The organism is Dactylosporangium sp. NPDC049742, assembly GCF_040674675.1.
GTDB classification, from domain to species: Bacteria; Actinomycetota; Actinomycetes; order Mycobacteriales; family Micromonosporaceae; genus Dactylosporangium; species Dactylosporangium maewongense.
The window spans coordinates 169,856-190,091 of sequence record NZ_JBFANF010000013.1 but is presented as its reverse complement, the minus strand read 5'-3'; the positions used below and the strand labels follow the sequence as shown (position 1 = coordinate 190,091).

The 20,236-nt window shown below is 73.4% G+C and carries 25 protein-coding genes; 9 read left to right on the top strand and 16 right to left on the bottom strand.

Annotated features, from left to right (window positions below; genetic code table 11):
• Positions 1-23 precede the first annotated feature (23 nt).
• The 7 genes from AB0J72_RS19125 to AB0J72_RS19095 are packed head-to-tail and all read right to left on the bottom strand — an operon-like array spanning position 24 to position 5,476.
• The gene (locus AB0J72_RS19125) at positions 24-929 is read right to left on the bottom strand and encodes a M48 family metalloprotease (RefSeq protein WP_363400413.1); all 906 of its coding nucleotides are present in this window, start codon (positions 927-929) and stop codon (positions 24-26) included.
• Entirely contained in the window at positions 926-1,303 is a 378-nt protein-coding gene (locus AB0J72_RS19120) for a BlaI/MecI/CopY family transcriptional regulator (protein ID WP_344500552.1), read from the bottom strand. The genes AB0J72_RS19125 and AB0J72_RS19120 overlap by 4 nt, the downstream gene beginning before the upstream one ends.
• Positions 1,304-1,343: 40 nt before the next feature.
• Positions 1,344-2,333, bottom strand: coding sequence for a UDP-glucose 4-epimerase GalE (gene galE / locus AB0J72_RS19115; RefSeq protein ID WP_363400411.1), 990 nt, complete (start codon positions 2,331-2,333; stop codon positions 1,344-1,346).
• Positions 2,330-3,049 (bottom strand): polysaccharide deacetylase family protein, encoded by a 720-nt coding sequence (locus AB0J72_RS19110; protein ID WP_363400409.1) that lies wholly within the window; start codon positions 3,047-3,049, stop codon positions 2,330-2,332. Before AB0J72_RS19110 ends, galE begins: the two co-directional genes overlap by 4 nt.
• Positions 3,046-4,113, bottom strand: a complete 1,068-nt coding sequence (locus AB0J72_RS19105) for a glycosyltransferase (RefSeq protein WP_363400407.1) — start codon at positions 4,111-4,113, stop codon at positions 3,046-3,048. Before AB0J72_RS19105 ends, AB0J72_RS19110 begins: the two co-directional genes overlap by 4 nt.
• Positions 4,029-4,790 (bottom strand): phosphatase PAP2 family protein, encoded by a 762-nt coding sequence (locus AB0J72_RS19100; protein ID WP_363400405.1) that lies wholly within the window; start codon positions 4,788-4,790, stop codon positions 4,029-4,031. The genes AB0J72_RS19105 and AB0J72_RS19100 overlap by 85 nt, the downstream gene beginning before the upstream one ends.
• The gene (locus tag AB0J72_RS19095) at positions 4,790-5,476 is read right to left on the bottom strand and encodes a response regulator transcription factor (protein WP_363400403.1); all 687 of its coding nucleotides are present in this window, start codon (positions 5,474-5,476) and stop codon (positions 4,790-4,792) included. Before AB0J72_RS19095 ends, AB0J72_RS19100 begins: the two co-directional genes overlap by 1 nt.
• Positions 5,477-5,633: 157 nt before the next feature.
• Between AB0J72_RS19095 and AB0J72_RS19090 the strand changes: the two genes are divergently transcribed.
• The 5 genes from AB0J72_RS19090 to AB0J72_RS19070 all read left to right on the top strand — a co-directional run bounded on the left by AB0J72_RS19090 (position 5,634) and on the right by AB0J72_RS19070 (position 9,703).
• Positions 5,634-6,032 (top strand): alkaline phosphatase family protein, encoded by a 399-nt coding sequence (locus tag AB0J72_RS19090; protein WP_363400401.1) that lies wholly within the window; start codon positions 5,634-5,636, stop codon positions 6,030-6,032.
• A 48-nt stretch (positions 6,033-6,080) separates the two neighbouring features.
• Positions 6,081-6,488, top strand: coding sequence for a hypothetical protein (locus tag AB0J72_RS19085; protein ID WP_363400399.1), 408 nt, complete (start codon positions 6,081-6,083; stop codon positions 6,486-6,488).
• Positions 6,489-6,573: 85 nt separating this feature from the next.
• The gene (efeO, locus tag AB0J72_RS19080) at positions 6,574-8,580 is read left to right on the top strand and encodes an iron uptake system protein EfeO (RefSeq protein WP_363400397.1); all 2,007 of its coding nucleotides are present in this window, start codon (positions 6,574-6,576) and stop codon (positions 8,578-8,580) included.
• Positions 8,577-9,101, top strand: coding sequence for a phosphatase PAP2 family protein (locus AB0J72_RS19075; RefSeq protein ID WP_363400395.1), 525 nt, complete (start codon positions 8,577-8,579; stop codon positions 9,099-9,101). The genes efeO and AB0J72_RS19075 overlap by 4 nt, the downstream gene beginning before the upstream one ends.
• Before the next feature lie 38 nt (positions 9,102-9,139).
• The gene (locus AB0J72_RS19070) at positions 9,140-9,703 is read left to right on the top strand and encodes a VTT domain-containing protein (protein ID WP_363400461.1); all 564 of its coding nucleotides are present in this window, start codon (positions 9,140-9,142) and stop codon (positions 9,701-9,703) included.
• 20 nt (positions 9,704-9,723) lie between these two features.
• Here the strand turns inward: AB0J72_RS19070 and AB0J72_RS19065 are convergent, their stop codons facing one another.
• The 4 genes from AB0J72_RS19065 to AB0J72_RS19050 form a co-directional block, all read right to left on the bottom strand.
• A complete protein-coding gene (locus tag AB0J72_RS19065) occupies positions 9,724-10,230 on the bottom strand; it encodes a hypothetical protein (RefSeq protein ID WP_363400393.1) in 507 nt (168 codons plus the stop codon).
• Between the two features lie 191 nt (positions 10,231-10,421).
• The gene (locus tag AB0J72_RS19060) at positions 10,422-10,997 is read right to left on the bottom strand and encodes a TerD family protein (RefSeq protein WP_344500570.1); all 576 of its coding nucleotides are present in this window, start codon (positions 10,995-10,997) and stop codon (positions 10,422-10,424) included.
• Positions 10,998-11,215: 218 nt separating this feature from the next.
• Entirely contained in the window at positions 11,216-11,485 is a 270-nt protein-coding gene (locus AB0J72_RS19055; RefSeq protein ID WP_363400391.1) for a hypothetical protein, read from the bottom strand.
• Between the two features lie 25 nt (positions 11,486-11,510).
• Positions 11,511-12,362: a helix-turn-helix transcriptional regulator gene (locus AB0J72_RS19050; protein ID WP_363400389.1), complete on the bottom strand. Its 852-nt coding sequence runs from the start codon at positions 12,360-12,362 to the stop codon at positions 11,511-11,513.
• Between the two features lie 101 nt (positions 12,363-12,463).
• Here AB0J72_RS19050 and AB0J72_RS19045 point away from each other — a divergent pair, with 101 nt between their 5' ends.
• Complete coding sequence (locus AB0J72_RS19045; protein ID WP_363400387.1) at positions 12,464-13,378, top strand: SDR family NAD(P)-dependent oxidoreductase; 915 nt, start codon at positions 12,464-12,466, stop codon at positions 13,376-13,378.
• A gap of 24 nt (positions 13,379-13,402) precedes the next feature.
• Here AB0J72_RS19045 and AB0J72_RS19040 read toward each other — a convergent pair whose 3' ends face one another.
• The gene (locus tag AB0J72_RS19040) at positions 13,403-14,890 is read right to left on the bottom strand and encodes an arabinofuranosidase catalytic domain-containing protein (protein ID WP_363400385.1); all 1,488 of its coding nucleotides are present in this window, start codon (positions 14,888-14,890) and stop codon (positions 13,403-13,405) included.
• A 230-nt stretch (positions 14,891-15,120) separates the two neighbouring features.
• Entirely contained in the window at positions 15,121-15,564 is a 444-nt protein-coding gene (locus AB0J72_RS19035; RefSeq protein ID WP_363400383.1) for a hypothetical protein, read from the bottom strand.
• A 138-nt stretch (positions 15,565-15,702) separates the two neighbouring features.
• Here AB0J72_RS19035 and AB0J72_RS19030 point away from each other — a divergent pair, with 138 nt between their 5' ends.
• The 3 genes from AB0J72_RS19030 (at position 15,703) to AB0J72_RS19020 (ending at position 17,155) form a co-directional block, all read left to right on the top strand.
• Positions 15,703-16,122, top strand: coding sequence for a hypothetical protein (locus tag AB0J72_RS19030; RefSeq protein WP_363400381.1), 420 nt, complete (start codon positions 15,703-15,705; stop codon positions 16,120-16,122).
• A 2-nt stretch (positions 16,123-16,124) separates the two neighbouring features.
• Positions 16,125-16,349: a helix-turn-helix transcriptional regulator gene (locus AB0J72_RS19025; RefSeq protein ID WP_363400379.1), complete on the top strand. Its 225-nt coding sequence runs from the start codon at positions 16,125-16,127 to the stop codon at positions 16,347-16,349.
• Positions 16,350-16,447: 98 nt separating this feature from the next.
• Complete coding sequence (locus AB0J72_RS19020) at positions 16,448-17,155, top strand: DUF4386 domain-containing protein (RefSeq protein WP_363400377.1); 708 nt, start codon at positions 16,448-16,450, stop codon at positions 17,153-17,155.
• 134 nt (positions 17,156-17,289) lie between these two features.
• Here AB0J72_RS19020 and AB0J72_RS19015 read toward each other — a convergent pair whose 3' ends face one another.
• From AB0J72_RS19015 to AB0J72_RS19005, 3 genes are read right to left on the bottom strand one after another with little or no spacing between them, the layout of a single operon-like run.
• Entirely contained in the window at positions 17,290-17,982 is a 693-nt protein-coding gene (locus AB0J72_RS19015; RefSeq protein WP_363400375.1) for a response regulator transcription factor, read from the bottom strand.
• Entirely contained in the window at positions 17,922-19,067 is a 1,146-nt protein-coding gene (locus AB0J72_RS19010; RefSeq protein WP_363400373.1) for a hypothetical protein, read from the bottom strand. The genes AB0J72_RS19015 and AB0J72_RS19010 overlap by 61 nt, the downstream gene beginning before the upstream one ends.
• Positions 19,064-20,194: an ATP-binding protein gene (locus tag AB0J72_RS19005; RefSeq protein ID WP_363400371.1), complete on the bottom strand. Its 1,131-nt coding sequence runs from the start codon at positions 20,192-20,194 to the stop codon at positions 19,064-19,066. Before AB0J72_RS19005 ends, AB0J72_RS19010 begins: the two co-directional genes overlap by 4 nt.
• Positions 20,195-20,236 lie beyond the last annotated feature (42 nt).

Below are 20,236 nucleotides of genomic sequence, written 5' to 3'. Positions count from 1 at the left end.
GGCCGTCATGCGACCCGCGGCCACTACAGCCAGGCGCGGGCTACGGCGACGAAGTCGGCGGCCGCGGCGCTGCCCGCCGCCACACAGACGGCCACGACCGCCGCGCTCGCGGCCATGGCGGCCCGGAAGCGGCCCGCGGCGCGGAAACGGCCGGCGGCCGGCCGGGTGAGCGCCTGGACGCGGCGCACGACGTCGGACCCGCCGGCCGCGAGCCCACCGGCGGGACGCCGCCCGCCGGCCAGGGCGACCTTCGCGATGGCCCGGGCCACGACGTGACGGTCCCCGACCGTGGCCGCGGCCGTCTCGTCCGCGCTGCGCTCCACGAGCAGCGCGACGACCCGGGCGACGGGCCGCAGCAGCGGGTTGGCGGCCGCGGCGGCGGTGGCGAACGCGACCGTCCGGTGATGGCGGTGGCGCAGGTGCGCGTGCTCGTGGGCGAGGACCGCGGCGCGTTCGGTGCGGTCCAGCAGCCGCAGCAGGCCCGCGGTCACGAGCACGTGCCCGGCCCGCCCGGCGCCCGCCGGCACAGCCACGGCGTGCGGCTCGGGAAGGTCGGCGACGAGCAGCCCGTCGTGCGGCACCCCGGCGGCGAGCAGGTCCCGGGTGACGGCCCGCGCCTGCCGCAGGTGCGCCACGCAGCGCCGGCCGACCCAGACCAGGGCGGCCGCCGCGGCCAGCGCCACCACGCCCGGGACCGGCTCGGGCAGCGGGTAGGCGGCCGCGTGCTCCCGGGCCTCCAGCACGGGCAGGTCGTCGAGCAGCGTCAGCGCCAGCAGCGCCAGGCTGCCGGTGCTGACGGTGGCCGCAAGTGCGGCAGCGGCGGCGAGAGCCCGGGCCGTCCACTCCGGCGCGGCCGCGGCGGCCAGCGCACGCGCGGCGACCGCGAGGAGGGCCGGCAGCAGGAGCGGCAGGTAGACGGCGACGGTCACGCCGGCGGCTCCTGCCGCAGCAGCGCGCGCAGCGTCGCCAGGTCGTCCTCGGCGAGGTCGTCGGTGAACCGGCGCAGCACCGCCTGCCGGTCCGTCGGCCCGTCCAGCACCGCCCGCATCTGCTGGGCCGCCGCCGTCGCCGCGTCCCGGGCCGGCCAGTACACGTGCCCCCGCCCGCGCCCGGCCGGGCGGCGCTCCAGCAGACCCTTGTCGTGCAGCCGCACGAGGATCGTCTGCACGGTGTTGTACGCCAGGCCGGCGTCGAGCGCGGCCTGCAGCTGGGCCGGGGACAGCGGCTCGCCGGCGGCCCACAGCGCGGCCATCGCCTGAGCCTCCAGTGAGCCCGGCGCGCGGCGCGCGTTGGAGTCAGCCACGATCACCACCATATCCGTGACCTGCCCGGCGGCCCGCGCGCTACCCGTGCTGTCCGCGCCCGCCGGCGGCGGTGAGCGTGGCGGCGCGGGCCTGCCAGGCCGAGGTGACGGCGTCCAGCAGCGTGTGCCGGGGCCGCCAGCGCAGGTCGGCACGGATGCGGTCGATCGCGGCGACGACCTCCGGCGGGTCACCCGGGCGTGGCGGGCCGGACCGGACCGGGACCGGCGCGCCGGTGACCGCGGCGACGGCCCGCACGACGTCCAGCACCGAGTGCCCGCGACCGGCCCCGGCGTTGTACACCGCGGCACGGTGACCGCGGGTGAGGTGGCGGGCGGCGAGCCGGTGCGCCTCGGCGAGATCCGCCACGTGCACGTAGTCGCGCACGCCGGTGCCGTCCGCGGTCGGCAGCGCGGTGCCGGCGATGGTCAACGGCACCCCGGTCTCCTGCGCCGCGAACGTGAGCGGCAGCAGGTTCGTGGCGCCGCGGTCGCCGAGGTGCGGGGCGCCCGCGCCGACGGCGTTGAAGTAGCGCAGCGCGATCCAGGACAGGTCGTGCGCCCGGCCCGCGGCGGCCACGAGGTCCTCCGCGACGAGTTTCGTCTGTCCGTACGGGTTGACCGGCCGGGCCGGCGCGTCCTCCGCGACGGTCGCGGTGCCGGGCACGCCGTACACGGCGGCCGACGACGAGAACACCAGCCGTTGCACACCGGTGTCGACCATCGCGGCGAGCAGTGCGGCGACGAGTCCGACGTTCTGCTGGTGATACCAGATGGGACGGCGCACCGACTCCGGCACGGACTTGCTGCCCGCCAGGTGCATGACCCCGGTGACGCGGTGCCGCTCGAGCGTCGCCCGCAGCAGCACCGGGTCACCGGCGTCGGCGACGACGAGCGGCACCGCGGCGGGAAGGCGGGCGGGGTCGCCGGTGGACAGGTCGTCGAGGGCGACGACCGGCTCCCCGGCCGCCAGCAGGGCCGCGACGACGTGCGCGCCGATGTATCCGGCGCCGCCGGTGACGAGCCACGTCATCGCGGCACCGCCTGCTGATGCGCCGCGAGGGTGCCGAGGCGCAGGCCGCGGTCCTGAGCCCAGCCGATGATGCGGGGCAGCGCGGCGAGGGTCCGCTGCCACGACCCGGCGGCGGACGTGCAGTCGCTGTCGTGCAGCAGGACCGTGCCACCGCCGATCAGGGTGCTGGTCACGGTCCGGGTGATCGAGGTCGGCGTGGCGCGGGCCTCCCAGTCGCGGCCCCACGCCGTCCACAGCTTCGGTTGCAGGCCGAGCCGCCGGCCGGCGACGAGCGCGCCGGTGGTCAGGACGCCGTACGGTGGCCGGAACCAGCGCGGCCGGTCGTCGCCCAGCGACGCGACGAGGTCGCGGGCCCGGGCGAGATCGTCGTAGGTGCCGCGGGGCGTGCGCCACAGCAGGCACCGGTGCGTCCAGCCGTGCACAGCGAGCTCGTGGCCGGCGGCCAGCATGTCCCGCCCCAGCGCGGGATGGCGGTCGAGCATCGCGCCGAGCACGAAGAACGTCGCCCGGATGTCGTGCGCGGCGAGCAGCCGCAGGAAGTGCGGGGTCGAGGCGGGGTCGGGCCCGTCGTCGAAGGTGAGCGCCACATGGTCGCGCCGTCCGGTGCCGGTCAGCTCCGGCAGCAGCGCGCGCCGCGCCGGGGCGAACGCGGTGACCGCGGGCGCGGCGTGGACCGCGGTGGCGGCGAGGAGGCCGGCGGCGAGGGCGCGTCTCATGCCGCGACCAGGTGGGCGACGGACTCGGGCGGGGTGGCGGCGCGCGTGAAGCCGCGCTGCCCGTACAGTGCGGCCCGCAGACCGGCGGCGAGGTCACGGCGGTGCCGGATCCACGGGACCCAGCCGATGCGGTCGAGCGCGCCGGCGTTGGTGGCGCCGTGGCCGGGCAGGCACCGGTAGGTCACGACGGGCACTCCGGCCGTGAGCGCCTCCAGCGACGACAGGCCGCCGGCGTTCTGGACGACGACCTGGCAGGCCCGCATCAGCGTGGCCATGTCCTCGACCCAGCCGAGCGCGATCGTGCGCCCGGACCGGTGCAGGCGCCGCCGCAGCACGTCGTTGCGGCCGCAGGCGACGACGGGGACGGCGACGCCGGTCGCGGCGATGTCCGCAGCGGTGCGTTCCACGTCGCCGACGCCCCACGCGCCGGCGACGACGAGCGCGAGCGGCGCGTCAGGCAGCCCCCACCGGGTGCGCGCGGCGGCCAGGTCACCGGCGGGGACCGGGTCGGTGAACGCCGGCGCGACGGCCGGGGCCACCACGCGGACGTCGGTCGCGCCGAGCTCCTTCGCCTGCCGGGCGGCGTCGTCGTGCAGGGCGAGGTGGACGTCGACGCCGGCGGCGACCCACAGCGGATGGACGGACAGGTCGGTGAGGTACGTGACCGCCGGCGCGGTGAGCCGCCCCTGCTGCCGCAACCGGCCGAGGACCTGGCCGGCGAGCGGGTAGGTGGACACGACCATGGCGGCGTCCGCACCGACGGCGGCGAGCATCGCGGCGTCGGTGGCGGCGGTGAGCGCGGCGGCACCGCCCGTGAGCCGCTGCGAGCCGGCGAGGGCGAGCAGCCAGCCCCAGGTGCGGGGGAGTGTGGTCAGCTGCCGCCGGTACAGGCCGCGCAGCAGCACCCCGGCCCGCCGCGGCACCAGGTCGACGAAGTCGTGCCGGTCGACCTGGCGCCCGTCGGCGCGCAGGCGGCGGGTCAGTTCGGCGGCGGCGCCGTCGTGTCCGGCGCCGAAGCTGGCGGAGACGACGACGATGCGCTGTCGTGCCGCTGGATGGTGCATTCCGGGCTCCCCTCCGGCCGGTGCGTCCGGCCGTCGTCACGCTGAGGGGATGGTGGCCGCGCGGTCCTGAAGGAACGCTGAACCCGCAGACGGCGGGCGAGGGCGACGGTGACGGCGGTGGCGAGGAGCCAGCCGCCGAGGACGTCGCTGGGCCAGTGCGCGAGCAGCGCGACCCGGCTGACGCCGACGAGCACGGCCCAGGTGCCGGCGACGGCGACGAGGACGCGGCGCGACCGGCGGGCGGTCAGGACGGCGCACCCGAGCACGATCAGGACGCCGGCGGTCACCGCCGACGACGTGGTGTGCCCGGACGGGAACGACCATCCGGCGGTCGGGGTGAGCCGGTCGATCGGGCGCGGCCGGTGCACCAGGGTCAGGACGGTGAGCCGGACGACGGTGGCGGCCGTGGCGGTGCCGAGCAGGAACCACAGGCCGGTCCGCCACCGCTTCCACAGCAGGACCACGGCGAGCAGCAGCCCGGCCGGCACCAGCACCAGGCTGTCGGCGCTGTGGGTGATCGCCGACATCGCCGCGCGCCAGCCGTCGTGCCGCAGGGCGGCGTGGCGGGCCGTCTCGCTGACCGCGGAGTCGAGGCGGACCAGCGGGCCGAACCGGACGACGACGAGGACGGTGAGCAGGCCCAGCGCGGCCGCGCAGAGCACCGGGACGCGACGCATCAGCCGCCGTCCGGGTCCATGCGGTAGCCGGCGCCCCGGACGGTGCGGATCGCGGACCGCCCGTACGGATGGTCGATCTTCTTGCGGATGTAGCCGACGTAGACCTCGATGATGTTCGGGTCGCCGTCGAACGCGGCGTCCCACACGTTCTCGATGATGGCGGTCTTGGTGACCACGTCGCCGGCGTGTCTCATCATGAACTCCAGCAGCGCGAACTCCCGCGGCGTGACCGGGATCTCGTCGTCGCCGCGGGTCACCCGCCGCCGTGCCGGGTCGAGGCGCAGGTCGCCGGCGCTGAGCACGACCGGCCGTTGCGGCGCGCCGCGGCGGATCAGGGCCCGCAGCCGGGCGACGAGCACCACGAACGAGAACGGTTTGGTGAGGTAGTCGTCGGCGCCGAGGTCGAGCCCGTCGGCCTCGTCGTAGTCGCCGTCCTTCGCGGTCAGCATCAGCACCGGCGTCCACACGTCACGCTGCCGCAGCTGCCGGCACACCTCGTAGCCGCTCAGCCCAGGCAGCATGATGTCCAGCACGACCGCGTCGTAGGCGCCGTTGGGCGACTCGGTGGCCGCCCACAGCCCGTCCACACCGTTGAACATCACGTCGGTGGTGAAGCCCTCGATGCGCAGGCCGTCCCGGATCGTCTCGGCCAGCCCGACCTCGTCCTCGACCAGCAGCAGCCGCATTCCGCCTCCCACGCTCGGTCCGACCGTACCGAGCCCCAGTTCGCCGGCCGTGCTCAGCATGACCGGACTGTAGGGCGGCGATGCTGAAAGCCACCTGAAGGCTGACACCGGCGGGTTGCTCGTCCGGGACGCCAGCTTACTCCTACAGGCTGTAGGTATGCGTTGGAACTCAGTCCTGGGCGTCGCCGCCTCGTGTCTCACCCTGCTCGGCGCCGCCGCCGTGCGGGCCAGCCCCGCGGCCGATCCCGTCATCCCCGGCCTCTGCCACGACATGCACGACTGCCCGAAGAGCGACGCCGACGCCTGGCTGCGGGCGGTGCTCGACGGGTACATCGGCTGGGCCGAACGGCACAACAGCCTGCTGGTGCTCACCTTCGACGAGGACGACCGCACCGACGGCAACCACATCCCGACCGTGGTGCTGGGCGAGCACGTCGCCGCGGGGGACCGGCCGGAGCGGATCGACCACTACTCGATCCTGCGCACCATCCAGGAGTGGTACGGGCTGCCGCCGCTCGGCGAGTCCGCCGGACGCGCTCCGCTCCCGCTGCGCTGAGCACGGCGTTCATCGAATTCTCAGGTTCGCCGCCCTACCTTCGCCGGCATGAGTGCTGAACGCGAACCCGCAGCTCCGGACCTGTCCGAGATCGAGAACGGCCAACCTCTGTGGCCCGGTCCGGAGCCGGCCTCGGCGGCGACCCGGTCCCGGTGGTCGGGGCTCGTCGCCACGCCGGGCCGTGCCGCCGTGGTGGCCGTCGCGGCGACCCTGGTCCTGGCGGTGGTTCCGTGTGCCGCCCTGGGCGCGGTCGCCGGAGCCGCGATCGTCGGCCTGCACGGCGAGGGCGGCGGCGACCGGCACGGGGAGCACGCCGACCACGGCGACCGCCGGGACCGCGGCGAGCAGGCCGACCGGGACGAGGGCGGCGAGCGCGACGACGACGGGCCGGCGGCCACCGCCTCCCCGTCCGTGCCCCCTGCCGGCGGGTCACCGACCGCCAGCCCGACGCCCTGAACGGCCGCCGCGGTCGCTCCGCTTGCGTATTCCTACAACTTGTAGGAGATTGGCGGCGTTAGGTAAGCCTACGCTTGGAGCGCTCGTGGGAACGGTCTTCTTCGCCAGCTACCTCATCGGCCTGCGCGACGGGCTCGAGGCGGCGCTGGTGATCAGCATCCTGGTGGCGTTCCTGACGCAGGCGGCACGCCGGGACCGCCTGCGGCACGTGTGGGCCGGCGTCGGCGCGGCCGTCGTCGTCTCCGCCGGCGTCGGCGTGCTGCTCACCACCGTCGCCGGCCGGCTCGGCGGCGGCGTGCGCATGGAGCTGTTCGAGGCGGTCACGTCGCTCGTCGCGGTCGCCCTCGTCACCTGGATGATCTTCTGGATGCGGCGCACCGCCCGCACCCTGAAGGGCGAGCTGACCGGCCGCCTGGAGACCGCGCTGGCGATGGGCGGCGGGGCCGTCGTCACCATGGCGTTCTTCGCGGTGCTCCGCGAAGGCGTGGAGATGGTCCTGCTGGTCTTCGCGGCCGCCGAGGGCGCCACCGACTCCGCCGCCCCGCTGCTCGGCATGCTGTCCGGGATCGCGTCCGCCGTCGGGCTCGGCTGGGTCATCACGACGGCCACCGTCCGGATCAACCTCGGCCGGTTCTTCACCTGGACCGGCGCGCTGCTCATCCTCGTCGCGGCCGGGATCCTCAAGTACGGCGTGCACGGCCTGCAGAGCGCCGGCGTGCTGCCGGGCGGCAACCAGACCGCCTTCGACCTGACCACGACGATCGAGCCCACCTCCTGGTACGCCACCCTCCTCGCCGGCACCGTCAACCTCACGCCCCGCGCCAGCGTGCTGGAGATCGCCGCCTGGCTGCTGTTCGCGGGCGTCATGCTCGCCCTGTTCTTCCGGCCCGCGCCGCGCACCGCGCCGGCCGTGCGCGCCAACGCGATCGTCGCGGCCGGCACGGTGGTCGCGCTCGGCCTCACGCCCGGCGGCTGCGGCGGCCGGTCCGCCGCCCCGGCCGCGGACAGCGCCGCGATCACCGTCACCGCGACCGACACCACCTGCCAGCTCAGCGCCGACCACGCACCGCCGGGGCAGCGCACCTTCACCGTCAGCAACACGGGCACGACGATCACCGAGTTCTACGTGTACGGCACCGGCGACCGCATCGTCGGCGAGGTCGAGAACGTCGCCCCCGGCGTGCGGCGCGAGCTGCACGTCGACCTGGCGCCAGGGGCGTACACCGTCGCGTGCAAGCCCGGCATGGTCGGCGCCGGCATCCGCGGCCCGCTCACCGTCACCGGCTCCGCCGCGCCCGCCGCCACCGACGACGCTGCGCTCGCGACGGCCGCCGCGGGCTACCGCCGGTACGTCCTGAGCCAGGCCGACGCGTTCGTCGAGCAGACCACCCAGTTCGTCGCCGCGGTCAAGGCCGGCGACCGCGCCGCCGCCCAGGCCCGCTTCCCGGTCGCGCGGACCTACTACGAGCGGATCGAGACGGTCGCGGAGTCCTTCGGCGACCTCGACCCCGGCATCGACGCCCGCGACGGCGACCTCGACCCCGGCGCCGAGTGGACCGGCTACCACCGCATCGAACGGCAGCTGTGGAGCGGCGACGACCTCGCCCCGGTCGCGCCGGTCGCCGACCGTCTCCTCGCCGACGTGCGGAGCCTGCGGCAGCGCCTCGACGGCGTCACCTACACCGCGCTGGAGCTCGCCAACGGCGCCAAGAGCCTCCTGGACGAGGTCGCCACGAAGAAGGTCACCGGCGAGGAGGACCGCTACTCCCACACCGACCTGTGGGACTTCGCCGCGAACGTCGACGGCGCCTGGGCGGCGCTCGCCGCGCTCCGCCCGGTCCTGGACGCCCGGCGGCCGGACCTCGGGCCGCGGCTGGACGAACGGTTCGCGGCCGTCGACGCCGAACTGGCGAAGTACCGCGTGGGCGACGGGTTCACGCCGTACACCACGCTGCAACCGGGACAGGTGCAACTGCTCGCCGGCACGGTCAACGCGCTCGGGGAGCAGGTCAGCGCGGTCGCCCCGGTCGTCGCGCGCCGGTGGCGCCTTCATCGGATTCTCAGGTTCGGATCCCTACCTTGGCCAGGATGAACTACCGACTGTTCCAGCTGATCAACGACCACGCCGGCCGGGTCGACGGGGTCGACGACGTCATGGAGTTCCTCGCCGGCCCGTTCATCTACGTCGTGTTCGCGGCGTTCGCCGCGGTCGTCGTGTGGGCGCTGCGGCGCGGGCGGCGCGGACCGGTCGCGTTCGTGTTCGCCGCGCTGCTGGTGGCGTTCCTCGGCGCGCAGCTGCTGAACCACCTGAACGGGCAGCTGCGCCCGTTCCAGACGCACCAGGTGCACCAGCTCGTCGCGCACGCCGGCGGGGTGTCACTGCCCAGCGACCACGCCACCGCCGCGTTCGCGATCGCCCTGGCCGTCGGGGTGTTCCTGCACCGCGGCGCGGGCGTCGCCCTGCTGGCCGCCGCCACGGCGGTCGGGGTGGCCCGGATCTGGGTAGGCGTGCACTACCCGGGCGACATCCTCGCCGCACTCGGCATCGCCGCCGCGGCGGTCGCCCTCGTCGCATCAGCTCCGGCCGCAACCGTCGTTAGGAAGACCGCGTGAAGTTCCTGGACCCCGAATGGCTCATCTCCACCTTCGGGATGCTCGGCATCCTGGCGATCGTCTTCGCCGAGTCCGGCCTGCTGATCGGGTTCTTCCTGCCCGGCGACTCGCTGCTGTTCACCACCGGGCTGCTCGTCGCCGACGGCCGCTACCTGCACCAGCCGCTGTGGCTGGTGTGCCTGCTGGTGTCGGTCGCCGCGTTCGCCGGCGACCAGTTCGGCTACCTGTTCGGCCGGCGGGTCGGCTCCGCGCTGTTCCGGCGGCCGAACTCGAGGCTGTTCAAGCAGGAGCACCTCGCCAAGGCACAGGAGTTCTTCGCCCGCTACGGTGCCCGGTCGATCGTGCTGGCCCGCTTCGTGCCGGTGGTGCGGACGTTCACCCCGATCGTCGCCGGCACCAGCGGCATGCACTACCGCACGTTCGTGCTGTACAACGCCGTCGGCGGCGCGCTGTGGGGCACCGGCGTCACGGTGCTGGGCTACTTCCTGGGGCGGATCGCGTTCGTGAAGTCCAACATCGAGCTGATCCTCATCGGCGTCGTCGTGCTGTCGGTGGTGCCGATCGCGGTCGAGCTCCTGCGGGCCCGCGCGCGCCGCCGATGAGCGGTCCGCGCCCTGCCGGCTCAGCCGACGATCTTGCCGGCGCCGCCGGCACCCTTCTGCGCCTCGGCCAGGAAGGCCTTCATGTCGATGGTCTCGAGGCCGCTCCCGGCGACGACGACCTTCGTGCCGGCCACGAGCGACGGGTACAGCGACGACTGGTCGTCCGCGTACGCCGCGGCGCGCTCCGGCGTCTTGAACTCGACGAAGATGACCTGCTGGATCCGGTTGGGCAGCAGCTCGTCGGCGGTCTTGTAGCAGTCGAACTGCTTGAAGAACACGCCGTCGGCCCTGAAGGCCTCGTCCAGGCCGGTGGAGTTGTCGTCCCACTTGCCGATCGGGCAGTTCGGGTCCTTCGTCAGCCGTTCACTGGCCAGCTTGGCGACGGCGTCGTAGCTCAGCGTGCCGCCACCGGCCGCGCCGGCGCCGGTCTGGGCGGTGGCCGGTGCCGGGTCCTCGCCGCCGCAGGCGGTCATGGACAGCACGGCCGCGGCGGCCGCGAGGAGGGCGAGCATCTGTGCGGTGCGCATCTGTCGTTCCTTGATCGGTCGGTGCCAGTGGGCGAAGCTCCGTCGTGTTCCTCGCCGATGATTGGCGGCCGCCCGGGGCGCGGGCAGTCACGAACCGGTCAATGTCACGTACGCGATCTTGCCGCCCAGCTCACGCACAGCACGGCGGGCCCGTCCAGGATCGGAGGGCCCGCCGGTCTGGTTACGCCTGGTTACACGTTGACGCCGTAGTCCTTCGCGATGCCGGCCAGGCCGGACGCGTAGCCCTGCCCGACGGCGCGGAACTTCCACTCGCCGCCGTTGCGGTACAGCTCGCCGAAGACCAGCGCGGTCTCCGTCGAGTAGTCCTCGCTCAGGTCGTACCGGGCCAGCTCGTTGTTGTCGGCGGAGTTGACCACCCGGATGAACGCGTTGGTGACCTGCCCGAAGGACTGGTTGCGGGCGTCGGCGTCGTGGATGGACACCGGGAAGACGATCTTGTCAACCTCGGGGGCGACCCCGGCGAGGTTCACCTTGATCATCTCGTCGTCACCCTCGCCCTCACCGGTCAGGTTGTCACCGGTGTGCTCGACCGTGCCGTCGGGCGACTTGAGGTTGTTGAAGAACACAAAATGCTGGTCGGACAGGACCTTGCCGTCCGCGCCCACGAGCAGCGCGCTGGCGTCCAGGTCGAAGTCCGCGCCGGTGGTGGTGCGCACGTCCCAGCCCAGACCCACGTTGACCGCGGCCAGGCCGGGCGCGGCCTTGGTCAGACTGACATTGCCGCCCTTGCTGAGGCTGACTCCCATGAATCCTCCAGATCGATGCCGGCACGAGTGCGGTCCGCGCCGGCTGACGTTTGCAGACGGTGCTACAGGTGACGCCGAACTGTCCTGCGACGCCGGCCAGGCCGGGTGCAGCACAGACCCCCCAGCGAGGATGCAGTCACCGCTCGCCGGTCCATCATGCTCCGCGACCCTGGACGTTCGCTGTGAGTCACGACGAGACACGGCCAATTTTTGCATCGTCACCCTGGCGTCGTGCCGTCGACCTTACGAATCAGCAGCCACATGCCGGTGGACCGCAGGTGCTGGACGAGGTCGAGGCCGGGGCGCTGGTTGGTGCCGGGCAGCACGAAGACGAACTCGGCGCCCTCTCCGCGGCCGCCCGGCCAGCCGACGGTCACCGCGGTCCGGGTGAACGTCATCCCGGCGGCCAGCAGCGCCTGCTCGACCACGTCGACGCCCTCGTTGACCGCCGTCAGGTGGAACGCCGACACACCCCGGTAAATCTGCATGGCGGCATTGTCCATCGGAGCGCCGTCACGAGGAACCGGTCAGGGTCTGCGTGCCGAGCACGACGGCGAGGGCGAGCCGGTCGGCGTCGTCGGTGCCCGGCTCGGCCGTGTAGACGGTGATGCGCAGGTCGTCGGCGGTGACGACGAGCGTGTCGCAGTCCAGGGTGATCCGGCCGACGGCCGGGTGCTCGACGGTCTTGTGCCGCGACGGCTCCGACGGCGGTGCGGGCGCCTCGCCCTCCCACAGCTCGGTGAAGCGCGGGCTCGCGGCCGCGAGGTCGTCGATCAGCCGGCGCAGCGAACGGTCCGCCGGATACCGCGACGCGGTCTGGCGCAGGTCCGCCACCAGCAGCGCCGTGTGACGGGCCTGCTCCTGCGCGGTGTGGACGACACGGGTCGGGAAGCCGGCGAGGTTGCGCCAGACGGCGTTGCGTTCCAGGCCGCGCCAGCCCGACGTCTCGCCCATGAGCGCGTCGTACGGCGCGTTCGCGACCACCAGCGTCCAGGTGGCGTCGTACACGACGACCGGGGTGTGCGCGAGCCGGTCGAGCAGCCGCTGCACGCTCGGCGGGATGTGCGACGGCACGACGTCGGCGCCGGGCGGGGCGTGGCCGGCGAGCCGGTAGAGCAGGTCCCGGTCGGCACCGGACAGGCGCAGCGCCCGCGCGAGGGCCTGCACCACCTGTACCGACGGTGCGGTCGCCCGCCCCTGCTCCAGCCGGGTCAGGTAGTCCGCGGAGATCCCCGCGAGCCCGGCGAGCTCCTCGCGGCGCAGTCCCGCGGCGCGGCGGCGCCGGCCGACCGGCAGGCCGGCGGTCTCCGGCGCGACCCGGTCACGCCAGCGGCGCACCGCCCGGCCGAACTCCCACTGTTCCACCCGCCCAGTCTCCACCGGGCCGGCGGGCGTGTCCTGGCCCTGGCAGTCCTACGACAACGCGACGACTGCCTGACGGCGTCCCGGGCGGCCACGCTCGGAGCATGACAACGCTCATCACCGGCCCGACCCGAGGTCTGGGCCGCGCCACCACCCTCGCCGTGGCCGACCGGCCGGGCGCCGAACTCCTGCTGGTCGGCCGGGCCGGGCCCGCGCTGCGCGAGGTCGCCGACGAGGCGCGGGCGCGTGGCGCCACCGTCCATGAGATCGGCTGCGACCTGTCGCGGTTGGCCGATGTACGGGCAGCGGCGGCCACCGTCCGGCACCTCGTCGCCGCCGGGACGGTGCGCCCCATCGGCGCGCTGATCGCCAACGCGGGCCACATGTCGGCCGACACGCGGGCCGCCTCCGCCGACGGCTACGAGCTGACCTTCGCCGTGAACCACCTCGCGCACGCCCAGCTCATCGCGGACCTGCTCGGCTCGCTGGCGGAGCCGGCCCGGATCGTGCTGCTCGGCTCCAACACGTACAGCGCCAACTTCTGGCGACGGGTGCTCAATGTGCCGGAAGCGCGGTGGCGCGACCCCGTGGAGCTGGCCCGACCGGCGCCCGCCGGCACGAAGCCGGACATGACCGCATCGGGAGTCGCCTACAGCACCGCCAAGCTGGCGATCCTGTACTACGCCCACGAGCTGCAACGGCACGCCCCAGGGGTGGCCGTGTCGGTGTTCGAGCCCGGCTGGATGCCCGGCACCGCCCTGAGCCGCGGTGCCCCGCGGGCGCTGCAGGCGGTCGGCCGCGGGCTGGGCCGCCTGCCGTTCGTGTCCACCCCGCGCCGCTCCGGCCCGATGCTCGCCTCCGTGGCGCTGGACGAGCGGTGGGCGCACCTGCGTGACGGCGCGTTCGTGGTGAAGGACCGGCTGGCCGAGGTCCGCCCGGTCGCCCACGACCGCGAGCGGGAGCGCCGCCTGTGGACCGCCACCGCGGAGCTGCTCGCCGCGAGCGGCGCGGCCGCCTGACGACCGCGCCACCCACCGCGTGCGTTACGCCGCGATCTGCCAGAGCTGGCAGGTGTTGTTGAGCCACATCCACAGCTGCACCTTGGTGCCGTTGGCGGTGCCGCAGTTCTGGTCGTCGAGGACCATGCCGCTGTTCTCGACGACGAGCTCGTAGCGGCCGTTGCCGGCGGGGATGACCGCCCACTGCTGGCAGGTGTTGCCCAGCGACTGCCACAGGTTGGTGGCGGTGCCGAGCGCCAGGCCGCAGTTGACGGCGTCGAGGACCTTGTTGGCGTTGACGTTGGTGATCGTCCACTTGTTGGGGCCGACGCTGTTGAAGCGCCACTGCTGGCACGTGTTGCCCAGCGCCTGCCACACGTCGATCTGGGTGCCGTTGGCGGTGCCGCAGTTGACGGCGTCGAGGACCTTGCCGCTGGCGAGGTTGGTCAGCCGGTACGTGGCGCCGTTGACGGGGAACGTGACGCTCTTGCCGTACCCGACGGCGACGATGTTGGACTGGACCGAGTTCTCCGTGGCGTCGCTCGGGTAGCCGCTGGTCATGACGCCCTCGAAGAACGAGCCGACGGAGCCGTTGCTGTTGTCGCCGCCGATGCCCAGGATGATGGCGCCCTGCTTGGTCATCGGGCGGTAGCCGGACTGGGTCGGCAGCCCGCCGTTGTACCGCGTGGCGAGGCTGCCGGACTGCGCGTTGCCGTCCTTGATGGCGTACGTCGTGGTGCCGTTGTTCTTCAGCATCGCGGTCACGAACGCGCTGTTACGGCCGGTGTTGGCCGTCCAGGACCCGTTGCCGCCGGCGAAGAGCCCGTTCTCCAGGTCCGCGGCGACCCGCGGCCCGGCCGAGCAGGGGGAGAACCAGCACAGGTTGCCGAAGTAGATGGCGTCCATGTCGCCGTTGCCGGTGTCGAGGTTGTTCGTCTCGGCGTTGCCGTAGTCGAAGCAGCACCGGTCGTTGACGTGGGTGCCCTCGGTCACCATGTACATGCCCTCGGGCTGGCTGCCGGTGGCGACGCCGTTGGTGTTGTTGTTGCGGTACCCGTTGCCGGCCGAGATGTACACGCCGTACACCTTGTGCCCGCCGGCGGTGACGGGCAGCGCCGCCGCGTTCGCGCCCTGGTCGGCGGTCGGGTTGGCGCCGCCGCCGGGAGCGATCGTGAGGTCGTTGTGCCGCGGCGTCTGGTCGTAGATGCGCACGATCGTGCAGTACGTGCCGTTGCAGAACGAGTCCTGCGCGGCGGCGTTGGCGTAGCCGCCGGCGCTGAGCACGCCGATGTTCGACGTCGCGCCGTCGGACCAGCGCCGCACCTGGTACAGCGAGCCGCCGTAGGAGCCGAACAGCGCGCGGGTGGTGCTGTGCGCGGCGACGCAGGGGGTGCCGCCGCCGGCGTAGATGTCGCAGGGGCCCGTGCCGGCCGCCTGCGCCGCCGTGGTCGACAGTGCGACCAGCGCCGCGGCGACGATCGCCGTGGCAGCGGCGGCGGCGAGTGCCGTGCGCCGCAGAGACCTGAGATGCATGGTGCACCTTTCCCGGGGTGTCGGCAGCCGTACTGGCGGACGCTGCCTGCATGTGAGCGATCACATTCGAATCCGACCCAGGGGCCCCTGGCGTTTCGAGGCTGAGTGTTATCGCTAACATTGACGATGTCAAGTGGGGACACCGTCGGCGCGGCCGCGCAGGGCGCACCGGTCTGCGCAGCCAGCGGCCGCGGGCGGTCCCAGGCGGTGAGGGTGCCTTGCGCGGCTGGTCAGGTGCTGTAGTTGCCGTCCCACGGCGGGTTGAAGCCGAGCCGGTCGGGGTAGAGCTCGGCCCAGTCGCCGCGGTCGGGGTCGGACTCGTCGATCAGGCCGAACAGGACGCCGTCGTACGTGAGGCGGAACGGCTGGATGGCGATGTCGCCGAACCGTGGCGCGTCGAGCTCGTCCAGGAGCGCCGTGAGGATCCGGGCGGCGGCGTCCGGGTCGGTGAGGTACCGGCTCAGGGCGATCCTGCGAATGGTGGATGCCTCGTGCCGGCCGTTGTGGTCGAAGCGGTGGACGTAGGCGTACCACCCGACGCTCTCGGCCGGGTCGTCGACGTCACGGTTGGCGCCGTGCACGGCCGCGTAGAACTCGCCGCCCGCGTAGCGCCCGATGGTGTCGGTGCGGTGGTCCGCTTCATGGGCGATCGGGATGCGTTGCGGCACGGCCATCCGGCCAGCCTAGGCAAACGGCCGGCTGCCCCGCGATCGAACGTGTTCGAGCCGTCCGGTTGTGTCAAAGATTCTTGACACCATGTCAGGTCCGCTTTACCTTCGGGATGTCAAGTTTTCTTAACATGGGAGCGGGGCATGTCCTCCGAGGAGAAGCGCACCTGGATTTCCGCCGTGGTCGGTGTCGTCGTCCCGGTCGTCTACCTGGCGACCGTCCTGTCCAAGGTTCCTGGCGCGGACGTGGCGGGGATCGCGTACGTGGGGCCGATGCTCACCGCGATCGGCGTCGGGATCGGGGCGGGCATCGTCCTGGCCATCGTGGCCGCCATGGTCTCGCTCAAGGACGCGGGCCGGACCGACGAGCGCGACCGGGAGATCAATCGGCGGGGCGAGTACGTCGGGTTCTACGTCATGAGCATCGCCGCGATCGTGCCGCTGGTCCTGGCGATGGCGGAGGTCGAGCACTTCTGGATCGCCCACGCGCTCTATCTGGCGTTCGTCCTGGCGGCGCTGGCCTCGGCGGTGGTGAAGCTCGTCGCGTACCGGCGGGGCTGGTAGCCGTGGGCAAGCCGACCAGGGTCACCAACTCGATCCGGGCGCTGCGCTTCGCTCACGGGGAGATGACCCAGGCGGAGCTGGCCGACCGCATCGGCGTGACCCGCCAGACCATCATCGCCATCGAGCAGGGTCGCTACTCGCCGTCGTTGGAGGTGGCCTTCCAGATCGCGCGGGTGTTCCGGGTGCCGCTCGACGACGTCTTCGGATATCCCGACACCCAGGAGTAGACCCCCACAACGTGACACGGCGCGCGAGGCAACCGCCTCGCGGCCCGGTTCCACGCACCCGAAACCAAGGGCCTCGCCCGGACCGAGAAGGAGCCACGATGCACGCGTTGACCCGTACCGCCCGCCTGACCGGACTGTTCTACCTCGGTAACGCCATCACCGGCATACTCGGGTTCCTCATCGTCCGCCCGCAACTCTTCGCGGCCGACGACCCCAGCGCGACGCTGGCCAACCTGGTCGCGCACGAGTCGCTCGCCCGCGCCGGCGTCGCCCTGGAGCTGGGCATGGTCGTCACCCAGACCCTCGCCGCCGTCTGGTTCGCCCGCCTGTTCCGCACCGCGGACCCCGTCGCCGCGAGCGGGATCGCCGCCTTCGGCCTGGTCAACGCGGTCGTGGGCCTCGCGAGCGCGGCGATGCTGGCCACGGCGGTCGGGGTGTCGGCCGACCCGGTCGGCGACGCGGCGGCCAACGTCCAGGTCCTGTACCTGGTCAGCGACAACCTGTGGGGCGTGGGAGCCCTGTTCTTCGGCCTGTGGCTCATCCCCATGGGCTGGTGCGTGCTGCGATCGGGCTGGATGCCCCGCGCCCTGGGCTGGGTCCTCGTCGGTGGCGGTGCCGGTTACGTGCTCAGCGCGTTCATCAGGTACCTCGCCCCGGACGCGCAGGTCGTCGCCGAGGCACTCGCGTACCCCGCGTCCATCGGCGAGTTCTGGATGGTCGGCTACCTGCTCATCCACGGCGTACGCCGCCACGCACTCTTCGAAGCGCCGCCAACCGTTCCCACCCCGACGCCAGCGGCGACCTGAAGACCTGACCAGATGCGGTCGTGTATACAGGTCGGCTGTGGAGATGCTGCCCGGCTATGACGACCGCGGTCCCGACGATCCGGAGGGGCCAGGACTGGGGTATGACGGGTCGGACCTGCTGGACCGGCCGGGCTTCACTGACGGGCGCGGGACCGGTACTCGCCCACGTCGTCCGCCCGGATGAGGCCGTCCTCGATGGCGCGGGCCAGCAGGGCGGTCTTCGTGGCGGCCGGGCGGCCGACCTTGGCGAACTTCACCCGGGCCCGGTCGATGTACTGCTTCACCGTCGTCTCGCTTATGCCCATGCGGCTGGCGACCGACGCCTTCGACATCGACTGGAACCACAGCAGCAGTGCCGTGCGCTCCTGCTCGGACAGCTGTGGACGCTGCCGGTCGTTGTTGGCCAGCAGCGCGCCGGCGACCGACGGCGTCACGTACGGCCGGTCCGTGGCCACGGCCACGATCGTCTCCACGCAGTGCTCGCCGCTCTCGTGTTTGGCGATGAACGTTGCGGCGCCGGCCTCGAGCACCGTGTTGATGGTGGCGGTGTCGTCGTGGTTGGAGAAGACGACCACCCGCATCCCGTCGGCGCAGATGCCGGCGACCTGGTCGGTGACCATCACGCCGCCGAGTTCGAGGTCGAGCAGCAGCACGTCGGCGTCGCGGCCGGGGCCTGACAGCACCGAGGGCAGGTCCGGGCCCGCCGCGACAAGCTCGATGCGTCGCTGCGGGTCGGCCTGGATCCATGACGTGATGCCCTGGACGGCTACGGGCTGGTCTTCGACGATGGCGACGGTGATTCTGCGGGCCAGCGGGTCTCGATCCACAGCAGGTTCCCTTGGCGATAGGTGGCGGTACCGATGTCTGGATGCGTCGTGAGCGCGAGCTCCGGCGCGTCGGCGATGACGCTGACCACGACCGCGTCGTCCCCACCGACGACCGTGACGCGGGCGTTCGTCGCCGCCGCGCTGAGCACCTCGATCGGCGAGTCCATCAGCACCCGCCGTACCGGCAGCGGCAGATCGGGCAGCGCGCCGACGGCCACCATCGCGACCAGCACGCCACGGCGCTCGGCCACGTCGGCGCACGCGCGCAGCTCGTGCAGGAACGGGTCGGGCACGTCGTCGGTCTCGGCCAGCAGCCGCCGCAGCCGGGCCGCCCCGACGGCGCACCGGTGCCGCAGCGCCGGATCGGCAGGGTCGGCGCCCGCCGCGAGGTCGGCCAGCAGCTGCGCGCTCACCAGCCGGAGCGCCTCCTGCCGCTCGGCCCGGGCGAGCGCCACCGCCTCGATCGCGGCCCGTCGGGCCATGGCCTGCGCCGTCTGCGCCGAGCTGGCAACGGCCCAGCCCGCGGCGATGTCGAAGCTGTGCGTACTGATGCTGTAGCCGAGCTGAAGGGTCACGCTGCCGAGCACCGCCATGCTGAAGCGGGCGAACGCCACCGGCGTCAGCGCCTGCTCGACCACCAGCGCCGACAGCATCACCAACGCATTGACCAGCAGGAACGCGACCAGCTCCCGGGCCGGCCGGAACCACAGCACGATCACGGCGAGCCAGCCCACCGAACCGGTCGCCCAGTTGGCGGGGGTGTCGACGGCCTCCGGCCGGCAGGCGGCGACGACCGTGACCGACACGGCCAGCGCGGTCGCGGCGAGCACCCAGGCCGTCGCGGCCGAACGGATCCGGCGCAGCAGCATGTAGCCGCCGACCGCGCCCACCACCACGTAGACGGCCCACGCCGCGGCGACCGCCCAAGGCCACCGGTACTGGCCCCAGCCGCCCGCCGTCGAGGGAAGGTCGAACCCGGCGTGCCAGCACAGCGCGATCACCACGGCGGCGACGGTCGCACCGCGGGAGTACCGGCCGGCGACCTGCTCCGGGCCGACCGGTGCGTCCACGGCGGGCTCGGTCACCGCGCCCACAGCAGGCTCACCGTCGTCCCGTCCGGACCCGTACGGACGTCGGCATCGCCGCCGACGGCCCGCATCCGGCCGATGATCGCCTCCCGGATGCCGTAGCGGTGAGCCGGCACCGCCTTCCGGTCGAACCCCGGGCCGTTGTCCGCGATCTCGACGAGCACCTGGTCGGCGCGTTCCGACAACCGGACCTCGGCCGTGGCCGTCGCGCCCACGTGGCGCACCACGTTCGACACGGCCTCCAGCGCGGCACCGCACAACGCCGCCGCCACCGGCGCCGGGACCTCGCAGTCGGCCAGCAGCCAGCGGACCGGCAGCCCCGCCGCGCCCACCGTGGCCCGCAGGTGACCGTGCAGCGCGACCGGCACGGCCGCGGCGACCGGCGGACCGACCTGCGCGATCACCGTCAGGTCCGCCGCCGCCCGCTCGCGGAGGACGGCCGACGACTCCGCCAGCGCTCCCGTACCGACGATGGTGAGCGTGGCCAGCACCGTGTCGTGCATGCGCCGGTTCTGCTCCCGCTCCTCGGCCCGGCGCGCCCGCAGCGCCTCCGTGGTCCGCTGCGCCTCCCGGCTGCGGGCCAGGCTCGCGTCGGCGTCGTGCGCCGCCCGGCGCAGCACGCTCATCAGCGCGCCGGTCGCGACGACCTGCACGACCTGGATCCCCGCGGAGACGTAGCCGCCGTCGCCGGCGTGCGCGAGCTGCGCCCCGGCCAGGTGGCTCGCCGCGACGACCAGCCCGGCGGGCGCGGCCACCCGCGGGCGCCACGCGAAGTTGGCGATGACGATGCTCATGGTCGCCAACCCCGCGATCCAGCTGAGCCCGCCCGGCAGGATCGCGGCCGCGACGAGCCGGCCCTGCGCGAGGCACAGGGCGCAGGTCAGCACCAGGTCGCCGATCATCAGCCACGCCAGCAGCCCACGCCGCAACGCGATCACCGCGAACAGCGCCGACCAGCACACGCTCACCACGACGACCGCGGTCACCAGGCCACGCTGCGACTGCTCCGCGCTGACCAGGGCGGCGATGCCGCCGACCACGGCCACGGTGGAACGCATCGCCGCGCCGCACAACGCGGTCACCCGGTCCAGGGCGGCCATCGCGGGATGGGTCACATGCGCCATACCACCATGCCCCAGAGGCTGTCGCGACCTCCGTTCGGCTGA

What these genes read in the sequence shown, in the direction of transcription:
- AB0J72_RS19100 (WP_363400405.1), bottom strand. Translation starts at nt 4,790, where the DNA reads ATGCGTCGCGTCCCGGTGCTCTGCGCGGCCGCGCTGGGCCTGCTCACC.
- AB0J72_RS19105 (WP_363400407.1), bottom strand. Translation starts at nt 4,113, where the DNA reads ATGCACCATCCAGCGGCACGACAGCGCATCGTCGTCGTCTCCGCCAGC.
- AB0J72_RS19065 (WP_363400393.1), bottom strand. Translation starts at nt 10,230, where the DNA reads ATGCGCACCGCACAGATGCTCGCCCTCCTCGCGGCCGCCGCGGCCGTG.
- AB0J72_RS19075 (WP_363400395.1), top strand. Translation starts at nt 8,577, where the DNA reads ATGAACTACCGACTGTTCCAGCTGATCAACGACCACGCCGGCCGGGTC.
- AB0J72_RS19055 (WP_363400391.1), bottom strand. Translation starts at nt 11,485, where the DNA reads ATGCAGATTTACCGGGGTGTGTCGGCGTTCCACCTGACGGCGGTCAAC.
- AB0J72_RS19020 (WP_363400377.1), top strand. Translation starts at nt 16,448, where the DNA reads ATGCACGCGTTGACCCGTACCGCCCGCCTGACCGGACTGTTCTACCTC.
- AB0J72_RS19030 (WP_363400381.1), top strand. Translation starts at nt 15,703, where the DNA reads ATGTCCTCCGAGGAGAAGCGCACCTGGATTTCCGCCGTGGTCGGTGTC.
- AB0J72_RS19040 (WP_363400385.1), bottom strand. Translation starts at nt 14,890, where the DNA reads ATGCATCTCAGGTCTCTGCGGCGCACGGCACTCGCCGCCGCCGCTGCC.
- AB0J72_RS19085 (WP_363400399.1), top strand. Translation starts at nt 6,081, where the DNA reads ATGAGTGCTGAACGCGAACCCGCAGCTCCGGACCTGTCCGAGATCGAG.
- AB0J72_RS19070 (WP_363400461.1), top strand. Translation starts at nt 9,140, where the DNA reads ATGCTCGGCATCCTGGCGATCGTCTTCGCCGAGTCCGGCCTGCTGATC.
- AB0J72_RS19005 (WP_363400371.1), bottom strand. Translation starts at nt 20,194, where the DNA reads ATGGCGCATGTGACCCATCCCGCGATGGCCGCCCTGGACCGGGTGACC.
- galE (WP_363400411.1), bottom strand. Translation starts at nt 2,333, where the DNA reads ATGACGTGGCTCGTCACCGGCGGCGCCGGATACATCGGCGCGCACGTC.
- AB0J72_RS19090 (WP_363400401.1), top strand. Translation starts at nt 5,634, where the DNA reads ATGCGTTGGAACTCAGTCCTGGGCGTCGCCGCCTCGTGTCTCACCCTG.
- AB0J72_RS19110 (WP_363400409.1), bottom strand. Translation starts at nt 3,049, where the DNA reads ATGAGACGCGCCCTCGCCGCCGGCCTCCTCGCCGCCACCGCGGTCCAC.
- AB0J72_RS19035 (WP_363400383.1), bottom strand. Translation starts at nt 15,564, where the DNA reads ATGGCCGTGCCGCAACGCATCCCGATCGCCCATGAAGCGGACCACCGC.
- AB0J72_RS19045 (WP_363400387.1), top strand. Translation starts at nt 12,464, where the DNA reads ATGACAACGCTCATCACCGGCCCGACCCGAGGTCTGGGCCGCGCCACC.
- AB0J72_RS19060 (WP_344500570.1), bottom strand. Translation starts at nt 10,997, where the DNA reads ATGGGAGTCAGCCTCAGCAAGGGCGGCAATGTCAGTCTGACCAAGGCC.
- AB0J72_RS19095 (WP_363400403.1), bottom strand. Translation starts at nt 5,476, where the DNA reads ATGCGGCTGCTGCTGGTCGAGGACGAGGTCGGGCTGGCCGAGACGATC.